The following is a 12,830-nucleotide window of genomic DNA, read 5'->3' on the forward strand; positions in this document are numbered from 1 at the left end:
ATCCAGTGTAATGTGAGGAACAATTTCCAGCTTCTTGATTGTCTGATTGCTCTGAACCCCATTTACGCTGACAGTCATTTTTACCAATACATCATCATTGATGCTGATTTTTCCGTTTTCAATAGGATTTGCTCCGCTTACTCCTGTCTTGGCTTCCAGATTATATCCCTTCACTGCCAGTTCAATGGTCCACGCAGATTCTCCTTCTGCAGAAGAGGAAGAATTGATCACGTGCTTGTCAATGGTCAATACATTGTTCTCCAGTTTTCCGGTTGAAGAAGTATTTTCCAGCTTCAGGACTTCAGGAAACTCAATACGAATATTAGTAAGTGTAATTGCATCATATTGGAATCCCGGAGTTAAATCCATCTGAATATTCATTTTGGACGGAGCAGTTCCATTGACCCATTTCAAAGCCTTTACATCATCTTCCACACTGATGGTTGAAGAAACTTTCGTTGTACTTGATTCGTCCTTAGGAGAAACATCAAATTTATCTCCTGAAGAAGGAAAGTCTTCCGGGGTTACAGCAGAAATAGGTGAACCTGTTTCATCAACCGCATCTGCCATCACAGGATTTACCTTGAATTCGCTGCCAGTGATAGTTTCTTTTTTAGTCAGATGATATTCGCGGGTATTTTCATCCGGCTGAAGCATATCATCTTTTTCCACTTCAATGATTGTACTCAACAGAGCCTGTTCGGTTCCACCGGCGGGAATTGTCAGATACTCACCGCCCACGTTTACTGTCATGTCGATATCCTTGTCCAGATCGTATTTGCTGTCCACGCAAGAAACGATACCTAAGGAACATGACATGAAGAATGCCCATACCAAGGGGTGCAATTGTTTTTTTACTGTCATAAATTAACTCATTAATTAATAAATGCGCTTGTACTGTTAAAAGAGATAAACACTAAGTCTATATCTTATAACAATTACAAAGATAAAATATTTTTTCTTAAAGAAGATTATATAAGTGTTCAAAAAAGAGAATAAATGGTCAAACCTTCCTGTACTTCCCTTCATTGTAACAACAAAGTAATACAAAAGCCTGAAAATGTTGGGTTAAATCTGTTCTTACCACATCCTGCATCAGGCATGCCGGGGACGTATTTTCCGCACAACGGAAGATAAAGTTTTTTGTATGGTCCTGGTAAGAATAATGAGTGTAACTGCAGCAATGATACAGAGAATACCGATTCCTTCCTGAGCTGTAAACGGCTCACTGAAGACCAGCACACCGATACATACGGCGGTGACAGGTTCCATCGCTCCCAGTATGGATGTCAGAGTGCCTCCGATATGATGCACAGCCAGCACGAGTGTAATGTTGGATATAACGGTCGGCACAACGGCAAGCAAAAACAGATTGACAATTGACCAGGCATCCGGAAGAGCTTGAATGCCCTGATTAGTTCCAGCCTTTATGGCAAACAGAACAGTACTGACGATGAATACGTAGAATGCCAGCTTGCGTCCGTTCATGTCCCGTACACGGGAACGGTTGACCGCCGTGATGTAACTGGCATATGCAACGGCAGAAAGCAGCACAATGACCACGCCAACGGGATCGAGTGAGAGTTCCGTTCCTTTCAGAGAAAGCCGGCTGACTCCAAAGATGGCCAGAATAATGGCCAGCCACGTAACCCACGAAGCTCTTTCCCGGAAAATCAGGAACATAAGCAAAGTGACAAAAATCGGATAAGTAAAATGCAGAGTAGTAGCTACTCCCGCTCCCATAAAGTTATACCCCCAGAAAAGAAACATGGCAGAACCGGTATAGAAGAATCCCAACAGAATCAGCATAGGTATGTCTCGCCGTTCAATCCGGAACGATTCCTTTTTCAGCTTCATCATACCGCCCAATGCCAGGGTTGCAAAAAGGAAACGATAGAAAAGAATGGAGTCAAACTCCATCCCCTTTTGCATCAAAGGAAGAGTAAACAACGGGATCAAACCAAATGTGACTGAGGTCACGATTCCATAGAAAATGCCTTTTAAACTGTTCATGTCTTAATGTATTGATGTTTTTGAAATATTGTGCAAAGATATGCATATTCTTCTGTTTTTATAGTTGATACATCCTATCTTCGCATAGAAATATTGGCTATTTGTGGAATTATCCCTACTTTTGTGCCTTTTGAAGAATTCATTGTATGAAGATTATCTGTCAACTTATATATAAGGTATTGTGTCTGGCTATGCTCGTCTGCATGACAGCCATGCCGGCCAAAGCCGGAGAACGGCATGAAGAGCCATCTTTATCGACAAGCTGCCCGGAAGATACGAATACGATGGTTCGTACCACAGATACGGTAAAAGTACAATTGCCTTCTGATTCGATATTTGCCCGCTACCTGCGCCAGCAAGGATATGTCATAACACCTCATAACCAACTTACTCTGCTTACGAGCGGAAGAAGTAAGTTTGAAAGTCTGTTTCACGAAATCCGGAATGCCCGTCATCAGGTACATCTGGAATATTTTAATTTCCGGAGTGACTCTATTGCCAAGGAACTTTTTACACTACTGGCTGAAAAAGCGAAAGAAGGTGTAAAGGTACGTGCCCTGTTCGATGCTTTCGGAAATTTCTCCAATAACCGTCCGTTACGTAAAGATCATTTAAAGATGCTGAACGAACGCGGAGTTGAAATTGTGAAGTTCGACCCGTTCCGTTTTCCTTATATCAACCATGTATTCAGCCGGGATCATCAGAAAATAGTAGTAGTGGATGGGAAGGTTGGTTATACGGGCGGTATGAATATTGCCGACTATTACATCAACGGACTGCCGGAAATCGGTCCCTGGCGTGATATGCATGTACGCATCGAAGGGCCTGCCGCCGAATATCTGCAGAAAGCCTTTCTGCATACCTGGAACAAGGAAACCGGACAGCATATCGGTGGAGAAGAATGTTTCCCTCTGGATAAAGATTCCCTGGCACATCTTCCTGACGTAAGCGGAGGACGGGTGGCTATCGTACAGCGAATTCCCAAAGAAGCCCCCAAGGCTGTGAGGGAAGCCTATATTGCCGCCATTGATGCGGCCGACCGTAAAATTCAGCTGATCAATCCTTACTTCACACCGACGCGAAGCATTCGGAAAGCCATCAAACGGGCAGTAAAGCGCGGAGTCAGAGTGGAAATCATGATTCCGGGCAAGTCGGATATTCCTTTCACTCCGGACGCAGGATTCTACTTCGCCAACCGCCTGCGCAAGGCCGGAGCTCATATTTATGTCTTCAACGGAGGCTTTCATCATTCCAAGATCATGATGGTAGACGACCGTTTCTGTACCGTGGGAAGCACCAACCTGAACAGCCGGAGCCTGCGATATGATTATGAGATCAATGCATTTATCTTCGATCTTCCGACAACGGCCGAACTGACAGAAGTGTTCCGGCAAGACAAGCTGAACAGTACAGTATATACACGTGAGGAGCATCTCAAGCGCTCTCCCTGGAAACGCTTCGTCGGATGGTTTGCCCATCTGTTTACCCCTGTACTTTAAACCCCTCGGGCTTTAAAAAAAATGTTTCGACGTTTCAACGAAAAGCCTTCGTTGTTTTATGTAAAACGTCGAAACATTTTTTCAGTTCTTTCTCTCTTTATCCAAAGAGCTGGAAAAGTCTGATTTTAATCACTTCTTTGCAACAAATACCAGACAAACCGGTTTTTCCGTCTTTATCCGTTTACCGGTATCCGTAAGCATTCCCGTATCAGCATCACGGGCAAAGATCTGAATTTCGTTGGTATCCCGGCAAGCCACCAGCAGAAAACCTCCATTCGGCGTTATCACAAAATTACGCGGATGGATACCCGTCGGCTGATAACCTACCCGGTTCAGTGTTCCATCTTCCGTATCCACTTCAAAAACAGCAATGCCATCTCCTTTCAGACGGTTGGAAGCATAAACATAACGACCGTCAGGAGAAACATGGATATCCGCACTTCCCTGAGCCGACAACGTATCGGCCTTAATATACTGAAGCGTGTCCAGACGCATGCCGTCGTATGCCATTGCCACTACATCTCCGGAGATTTCAGTGATCAGATAAGCATAATGTCCATCGGGTGAGAAACAGGTATGACGCGGTCCGCTTCCCGGTCTCAACTGAATGTCATAGGCTGCAGCCTCATCCAGCAACCCTTCTCCTTTCGATGAATCCTTTACAGGAAATACGTGAATCCGGTCTGTTCCCAGGTCATTGGCCAGCAACCATTTGGAATCAGGCGTAAACAAAACACTATGTAAATGCGGCTGTGACTGACGCTCCGGATCCGGACCTTTTCCTTCGAAACGGATTACATGGCTTTCCTTCAGCTGCCCGTCAGCCTCCAGTGGAAATACAGAAATACTTCCTCCCATATAATTGGCGGTCAGTACATAATCTTCCCGGGGGCTGAGTGTGATGTTACAAGGAGCACCTCCTCCTGTAAACATCGAATTCAACAGTTTCAAACGACCGGCTTCCCGATCAAAGGACAACGCATTGGCCGTAGAACCTTCCTCACTGTCCTCTCCTACTGCATACACTCTTTCTCCATTCCCGGAAACAGTAAGAAAAGAAGGGTTTGAGATCCCTTTCAAACCACTCAAATACGTTCCGTCTCCTTTTTCCTGGTCAAACTCATACACTTTCACTCCTTCCTGCATACTGTCGGCATAACTGCCTACCAGCAAATAGAGTGAATCATCCGCAGGCTTCTCTGCCTGTCCTGCCTTTCCGGCACAAGATCCCATCAGCAAGGTGATCCCGGCCATACATCCAGCCATCAGTTTTTTCTTCATAAGCTTTTATCTCTTTCTGCCAGGACGCCCAACTATTTTCAGCAGCCAGACGACCCGATATGTGATTTCTGCCTCAAATGTACAACGCAAAGTGCGTAAAAACGAAAAAAGAAAGGAAAAATTATCCGCCGGACAAAAAAACAATGATCTTATCAAACATTCCGACTTTCCGGTTGTTGTATATATATCACAGAAACTAAACTAACAGACTTTTCTAAACTATTTTTCCAACTCACTTACTTTTATGAAAAAAATGATTTCGGGAGCAATTTCCCTGCTCTTTGTGGCCTCAGCATGCCATAAAGAAGATGTAAGCAACGATGTAAACAGCATTCCGATGGTTACTCCTCAACTGACTGCTTTCGTTGACACGCCACAAGAGCCTCAAAGTCCCATGACCGGCATTCTTGAAGTATTTCCCTGCAACGCAGGAACTTCAACTTACTTCGGAAATTACATCAACAACAAACTAACCGTATTCAACGGGTTCTATCCCATCAAGGAAGGTCATACCCTGAATGGTTACAACCGGGAACTGACACTTCCTGAAAGAACATACAACATGGTGTACTGGGGAACTCCCGTTTACAAAGAACCGACTTACAGCGCACCGGCCATCGTCACTCCCGGCCTGTCTTTAGGAACCGACCTGTCGAAAAGCTATTTATCACTGAAGAAAAATACAGATGACGATACATACAGACCTGTATATGACCTGGTGCATGCCATACAAGAAACAGATATTGCAGAAGAAAACCTGAATGCTTCCCTGAAACGAGTAGTGGCCGGCCTGAAAGTAACTGTAACCAATCAGGACAAAGGTACCTTCAGTGACCATATTGCGAGCATGGAAGTCCGCATCCATGGAATAGCCGAACGGCTGAATTATTATACCGCCGAAGCAGAAAATATGGATAAAACCGTCAAATTCCCTCTGGTACGTTCTGAAGACGGAATGCAAATGTCCAATGCCACGGTAATGCTCTTCCCTTCAGGTCCTGATCCGGAATTCGAACTTCGCATCCAGCTGAAAGACGGAAGCATACATACACTGTCCCAGAAACTGAATACAAGACTAACCGCAAACAGCCGGCTGACACTTAATTTAGTCATCGGAGACTTGCTGATCAATGAAAGTACCGGCGACTTCACCGTCGAAGACTGGAATGAAACCAGTGAAACAATCGAGTTCCCGATTGTTTACTGACAAGATTATAAATAAAAAGGCTGCCCGTTTGGACAGCCTTTATGCTTGACAGCTATTTATTACAAATCAAGAAACAGTTGATCCAGCCATTTAAATATAAATTCATTCTTAAAATAATGATTTGTACCATCCACATTTACCATCTGAAAATACGTATCTCTGTCAAGCCCCTCCGGTAATACGGAAACAAAGTGGCGCAGAGCTGGATCTGCATATTTCTCATAATGATGTATCTCCACATTTTCCGGATGACCACTCAAAGAGTATGCCTTTCTGACTAATTCCAAATCCCGGTCAAGTCCCCCCTCCGTCAGAATAAGAGGACGCGGAGCCAAAGCTGCAACCAAATCCGGGAAATTAAAATAATGCCAGAAACCAGGAATCAAATGACGAATTGAATTAGGAAAAGGACGATAACCTTTTTCCGTAGGTTTGGTCATAACAATAGCACGCTCTTGAGTTTGACATAAAAAGTCATTATACACAAATGCATAAATTGAAGGATCCAATACACCCAGTACCATTAATGGCTCCGTCCCCAAAGAAAAGCCACTCACAATAATACGATCCTTTCGAATATCCGGATCCTGCTTCATCCAATCTAAAACCTGCATATCCAACCAGGAAGTATATCCCAAATAACTCCATCCTATTTCAAGCAACATACGAGAAACGACTTCATAATCATATTGCCTTCCACGAGTATACATTTCCAAATCTGAAGCCTCTCCCGAAGCAGGATTGTCCACAGCAACGGCAATATACCCTTTACGAACAAAATTTAGTGCCATGGAAACCTTCTCTGAAGTATAATTATCATTTAGTTTCTCCGAGATACCCGGTTCACCGGCAAGTCCTTCTTTACTCATACCAGAGCCTGGAATACACAAGACAGCAGGCACAGTTTTGGACAAATGATTCGGACGAAGTACCAGAAAAGTAGAAAGGGCCTGAGGCAACGGATAAAACTCCCATTTTTCCAATGTATATCCATCACGTTTTTCCTGACTTACGCATATAGGCTTCTTTTCCGGTAAATAATCAGGAAAGGCCATTAATTTCATCATGGCTTGCCGTACCTCAGACTGCCATACAGGCATTTCCTCCGGCCTCATCTCACTATGAAAAGACAAAGATGGACGGGTATTCTTAACCAGCTGATGAACTATGGCATATGAACTTGTAAAACGCCCGTCCCCCCGTTCTGATACAATAACTGCATGCTGCTCTGGATCCCAGTTTGTCTGTGCCTTACAGGCCAGAGAAATAAGGAAGCCAGACACAATCAAACAAAAAAAACTTCGCATAACATACAAAAAAAGACGACAAGAGTTGTATCTTTTATTCCCAATATACCAATCTCTTGCCGTCCTTCAATGATTAACTTTATTAATATAATCTTTAATCTATCAACTTACAATGCACATAGCTCAATTCACCGCTGCATTTTCATATCCAGGTGTTTGAACAAGCTTCGGATCCTTATTTAACATTTCTGTTTCTATCGGCCAAAAAACTTTATATGCTTCTGTTGATTTATTCAGAATAGGAGCTTGCCCGTCCTTGCTACCTTCTTTACAGAAAACCAAGTGATCTCCTCCTTTAGTAAGCATCATACGGTTCAAGTCATACCAACGTTGACCTTCGCCCAACATTTCTTTATCTTTTTCTGCCAAGATAGCTAATTCATTCTGCGTGAAATCACCATTGACATAAGCATCTGTTGCCTCATTCCAACTAGCCCCGTATGCACGTTTACGGATCGGATTGATATACTGGGCAACATCTCCTCCTTCCATATTGGCAATTTCTGCCATCATGAAATAAACACCGGCCAAACGATACAACACTGCATCAGCATCCCAAATATAGCTATTGGTATTTGCATTCAGATGTCCCATAATTTTCTTGAATACAGTTCCTAAGAAAGAATTATCAGTCTTGCTATAGGCACTCAGGAAATTTACATCACGACGACTATCACGTCCTTTCTCATAGGCAAAAAAGAATTCCGGCAAATATTCGATACGTTGCATGCCACTGGTTCTTACCTGCAAAGTGTCACCCATAGCATTACCGTTTTCATCATTGTAACCGATTGTCTTCCAAGCACCCGTCTGATAATTATACATATAAGTACCGTTAGAGTTGGAAGCTTCCCCTTCCATATAACGAATAGCCATGATTATTTCACTGTTTCCTTTATGCTCAACATCAAAAATATCTGCATAATTATCCATCAGGCTCAAACCATAATTATCCATCAAACTCTGACAATGCTGTTTAGCGATCGCCAGATCAGCCTCATTGGCCGCATTATCATCAACTGAAACTTTGGCATTCCACAAATATACTTCAGCAGCCAAATACTCTGTTGCAGCTTTTGACCAATAAGATTTCTTATTTCCTCTGCTTTCAGGATCAAATGAATTATTATCACCGAACAGTCTCATTGATTCTGCCAAATCTGCCTTAATTTGCGTCATCAATTTTGAACCGCTGGCACGTTCCATATAAAGGTCTTCCGGATTGAAATTACCATTCACCACTTCATTCGGATCCAAGCGCAATGGAGCAGTACCATAAGTGCGATACAAATCAAAATAATAGAATGCTCTCAAACCATAAGCCTGTGCCAGATAATAAGATTTTTCACTTTCTTCCATGTAATCGGCTTCCTTAGTCTTTTGGAGGAAAATATTCACATTGGCAATTACTCCATAATAATCCCCAAAGCCTGTAATACCCGGATCTTCAGAAGTCAGACGCTGAGAAACCATACTCTGATAATTCAAGGATGTTCCATCTACAGCAGTACCCATTTTACTTGTTCCTCCACGGGCCTCACCTAATTCATATTGGTGTCTGAAAATCTTATCACGCAGATTCTTATGCAGACCATCCATATAAGAGACCACATGCTCCTTCCTTTTCCAAAAGTTACCATCTCCATAATAATCGATCGGAGCCAAATCCAGTGCATCACAGGAAACCATTCCCAAAGCCACAATAAATGCGCTTGCTCGTAATGTATTTTTTATAAATTGTTTCATATCAGTTCTGTTTTAATATATTAGAAAGTCAAGTTAACACCAAAGAGAACACTTTTTGGCAAAGCATAACCATTGCTTACCACACCATTCGCTCCTGTCTCTGGAGAGAATACATTCTTGGCAGAAGTGATATATCCCAGGTTCTGTCCTGTAATAGAAACTTCTGCACGCTGCATCTTGACAGCCTGAGTCCACTTCTGTGGTAAAGAATAGCTTAATGAAATCTCACGGATAGCAAGGTAATTACCTTTATGAGCAAACAAAGTTGAAGCTGGCTGATAGTTATTCTTACCTAACTGATCAGCATACAAGAAACGAGGATAAGTTCCATTCGGATTCTCTTCAGACCAAGTATCATAATACAAATCAGGTACGTTATAAGTTCCCTGCATACATCCCAAATGCCACGGAGTTGTACTTTGAGAAGCTCCAGATTCATAAATCCAAAATCCAAGCGCAAAGTCAAAACGAGTATACAATTTCAAGCCTTTCCAAGATAAAGTTGAATTGAAACCTCCAGTCCAGTGCGGATTGGTATTACCCACTCTTACTTTATCAAATTCATCAATTACATTATCTCCATTCACGTCATGGAACATTGCATCACCCGGCTGAATCGGGAAATTAGTCTTTGCATTTTGCTGGTCTGCAGTCAATTGATTCCAGGCATCTGGTCCATAATAAGTATAAGATCCATATTTACGAATCAAGTTGCCCGGTATCTGATCATATGACTTATAAATACCATCTACCTGATAAATATAAAGAATATTGGGTTCATACCCTTCCTGATAACCACCAACCCACATCTTTTCATCTCCATTTCCTGTATAAACCTGGAATGCACTCTGTCTATTTCTTTCCAAGCCATTATCTGGCAGAGAAACAATCTTATTTTTATTAAATGCAACATTCAAACCAGCATTCCATGACCAGTCTTTTGTCTCAATAATGCGACCAGAAAACTCCATTTCCAGACCCTGGTTGCGAAGTTTACCATTATTATTAGTTACAGAAGAGAAACCGATGGTTGTCGGGAAGCTCAAAGCTGCATACTTGTCTGAAGTCAAGCGATTATAATAAGTGAAATTGGTTGTTAAGCGATTATGGAAAAAGCTCAAATCCAAACCAACTTCAAATGTATTGGTCTTTTCCCATCTCAAACCCGGATTTGGCAACGCAGCAATCAAGTAGCCGACATTTCCGTTATAGTTTGTTACTTTGTTATAACTACCCTGCAAAGTATATGCACCGATACCACTGGCATTACCATTCACACCATAACTGGCACGTAATTTACCAAATGAAAGAACAGGCAGCTTCTCTTTGATAAAGTTTTCACGACCAAATACCCAACCTGCTGATACACCTGGGAAAAATCCCCAGCGGTTATCACCCAATAAAGAAGAATAACCATCCTGACGGAAAACAAATGAGACCAAATATTTTTCCTGGAAATCATAATTCAAGCGACCAAAGAATGACAAAATACGTTGCTTTTCATGATATGAATCAATAGCACGCATTCCTTCACCGCTATCAGTCAGCCCCAGATCACCCAAGTCATCGGTCGGAGCCCCTTGACCCTTAGCTGAAAATCCACGATAATATCTATTGTAGTATTCCATACCTAACATGATATCCACATGATGATCACGGAACAATGTCTGATTATAATTCAATACACCATTATAAGTCTGACGAAAATCTCGGTTATATTCCGCAGAAGTTGAACGAGTCGTATTCCATACCCCCGGAGTACTTTCATAATCCTGAGTAAAATTCTCATAATAACCTTCAGAATAATACCAGTTTGCATTAGCTGTCAGTGTAAGTCCCTTCATCAAGTCAATCTTAAAAGACTGCACCATCGTAAACTTATCCGTCTGATTATCACTGTTCCATTTTTCCGGCTGATAGGACTGGTTTCCATCTGCAACTCCAGGACCTAACAACATGTTCCCTTCTTCATCTTCAAAACGTACCGTAGGTGGTAATGCACGTACACGGCCGAAATAATTGGCTTCACTGGAAGCCGATCCTGGAAGGTTTCTCCAGTTTGCACGGTTATAATTCAAAGAAGAAGTAGAAGTCAGCCAATCCGTAACCTTATAACTTGCATTCGTAATGAAAGATATACGCTCATAAAAAGTACTGATAGGCACACCTTCCTGATGGTTATAACCAATACCTGCATAATAAGTACCCCGATCATTACCACCAGACATATTGACATTATAGTCCTGTGAAAACGCCGGATTATTTGCATTATATTTATCTACATCCGTATCTTTGAAAATAATCTCTTTTCCAGTAATAGGGTCGGTAACCGTCTTCCAGCCTTTCTGTAACAACCAGCGGTTATCGTCATCCAGAAACATAGTACTATAGGGACTTTCTCCATACACATTACCAGTACCGAAAGGTTGTGCACCCGACAAAGCGCCATTGGCATAAATACCATATCCTTTAGTCACACCATTCTTATCCACGAACAAGTTTCCTGCATCATAAATACCTTTACGCAAAGCTTTTATATATTCAGCTCCACTCAAAAAATCATAAGGATTATATGCATAACTCAAACCAACCTTAGCTTTGAAATTAATTTCACGAAAACCCTGCTTACCTTTTTTGGTAGTAATCAAAATAACACCATTGCTGGCACGAGCACCGTAAAGAGCCGTAGCACCGGCATCTTTTAAAACATTCATAGACTCAATATCTTCCGGATTAATATCACTCATGCTATCACGCAACTGTCCGTCCACAACGACCAGCGGAGAACCTGTACCATCCAGATTCGTACCACCACGCAAGATTACAGTCGGAGCTGCACCAGGACTACCAGAATTCTGAATAACCTTCAAACCGGCAACCGCACCAGACAAAGCCTGGGCCGGATTTGAGAACAAACCGACACTTAATGCTTCTTTTTTAACAGAAGCAATAGAGTTTGTAACTTTTGTACGTAACTGTGTACCTCCATAACCAGTTACAACAACCTCCTCCAAAGTCTGGGTATCTTCTTTCAATACAACTTTCAACGGAGTACCATTCCATTTTATCTCTTGAGACACATATCCAACAAAAGAGATTTGTATCACATCTCCTTTTTTCACATTTGACAATACAAAATCACCATCGATTCCTGTAATTGTACCATTTGTCGTACCCTTCACTACCACCGTTGCACCAATAACGGTTTCTCCAGACGCATCTTTTACAACCCCTCTACACGCTCCATCCTGTTGCAAAGCTTCCCATGTGGTTTCCATCGGTAAAGATACTGCCGTCATTCCTGTAGGAATCCCCGCCAGAAAAAGCAGCATGCTAATTGATTTCAAAGGTTTCTTCATAACTTAAGTTTTTAATAATATTAAACATAGATCAAAAAAATCAGATTAATCAAAGCTATCAATATAGAGCCCATACATTTTTTCGCAAATTTATTAAGAACTCTATATCTAATTTTATTATATTTTATTATCTTGGGCAAAGATAGTAATAAAATCAAAATATAAATAATATTCAAACAAAATTTTATTAATAACCCAATAATTACAAATAATATATGTATAATAAGGCATTATTATTAATTAAACACAGATAAATTTCAATATATAAAAAGCCTCAAAATATCAAAAGCCCATATTTTATAAATAATCACCGGTACAACCCCTTTTATTATTAAAATAATTATATATATTTGCCTTATTTCTGTAAGAAAACATTATTCATTAAACTTTTCTATACGATTATTCACGTTTCACCTTA

At 41.5% G+C, this 12,830-nt stretch carries 8 protein-coding genes; 2 read left to right on the top strand and 6 right to left on the bottom strand.

Annotated features, from left to right (window positions below; all coding sequences use genetic code 11):
* The coding region (locus BACCOPRO_RS18080) for a hypothetical protein (RefSeq protein WP_008143890.1) at positions 1-864 on the bottom strand (864 nt) is incomplete at its 3' end.
* Positions 865-1,095: 231 nt separating this feature from the next.
* Positions 1,096-2,013: a DMT family transporter gene (locus tag BACCOPRO_RS11665; RefSeq protein ID WP_008143891.1), complete on the bottom strand. Its 918-nt coding sequence runs from the start codon at positions 2,011-2,013 to the stop codon at positions 1,096-1,098.
* A 284-nt stretch (positions 2,014-2,297) separates the two neighbouring features.
* Between BACCOPRO_RS11665 and cls the strand changes: the two genes are divergently transcribed.
* On the top strand, positions 2,298-3,512 hold the full coding sequence (gene cls / locus BACCOPRO_RS11670) for a cardiolipin synthase (RefSeq protein ID WP_246497817.1): 1,215 nt from the start codon (positions 2,298-2,300) through the stop codon (positions 3,510-3,512).
* A 129-nt stretch (positions 3,513-3,641) separates the two neighbouring features.
* On the opposite strand, the gene BACCOPRO_RS11675 is transcribed toward cls, so the two are convergent.
* Entirely contained in the window at positions 3,642-4,793 is a 1,152-nt protein-coding gene (locus BACCOPRO_RS11675; protein WP_008143894.1) for a lactonase family protein, read from the bottom strand.
* Positions 4,794-5,037: 244 nt separating this feature from the next.
* Between BACCOPRO_RS11675 and BACCOPRO_RS11680 the strand changes: the two genes are divergently transcribed.
* On the top strand, positions 5,038-6,000 hold the full coding sequence (locus BACCOPRO_RS11680; RefSeq protein ID WP_008143898.1) for a FimB/Mfa2 family fimbrial subunit: 963 nt from the start codon (positions 5,038-5,040) through the stop codon (positions 5,998-6,000).
* Positions 6,001-6,059: 59 nt separating this feature from the next.
* Here BACCOPRO_RS11680 and BACCOPRO_RS11685 read toward each other — a convergent pair whose 3' ends face one another.
* The 3 genes from BACCOPRO_RS11685 to BACCOPRO_RS11695 all read right to left on the bottom strand — a co-directional run bounded on the left by BACCOPRO_RS11685 (position 6,060) and on the right by BACCOPRO_RS11695 (position 12,352).
* Positions 6,060-7,307, bottom strand: a complete 1,248-nt coding sequence (locus tag BACCOPRO_RS11685) for an alpha/beta hydrolase family protein (protein WP_008143900.1) — start codon at positions 7,305-7,307, stop codon at positions 6,060-6,062.
* Between the two features lie 123 nt (positions 7,308-7,430).
* The gene (locus BACCOPRO_RS11690) at positions 7,431-9,053 is read right to left on the bottom strand and encodes a RagB/SusD family nutrient uptake outer membrane protein (protein ID WP_008143901.1); all 1,623 of its coding nucleotides are present in this window, start codon (positions 9,051-9,053) and stop codon (positions 7,431-7,433) included.
* 20 nt (positions 9,054-9,073) lie between these two features.
* Positions 9,074-12,352 (bottom strand): SusC/RagA family TonB-linked outer membrane protein, encoded by a 3,279-nt coding sequence (locus BACCOPRO_RS11695; RefSeq protein WP_050765350.1) that lies wholly within the window; start codon positions 12,350-12,352, stop codon positions 9,074-9,076.
* Between the last annotated feature and the right edge of the window lie 478 nt (positions 12,353-12,830).

It is taken from the genome of Phocaeicola coprophilus DSM 18228 = JCM 13818, assembly GCF_000157915.1.
Lineage (GTDB): Bacteria > Bacteroidota > Bacteroidia > Bacteroidales > Bacteroidaceae > Phocaeicola > Phocaeicola coprophilus.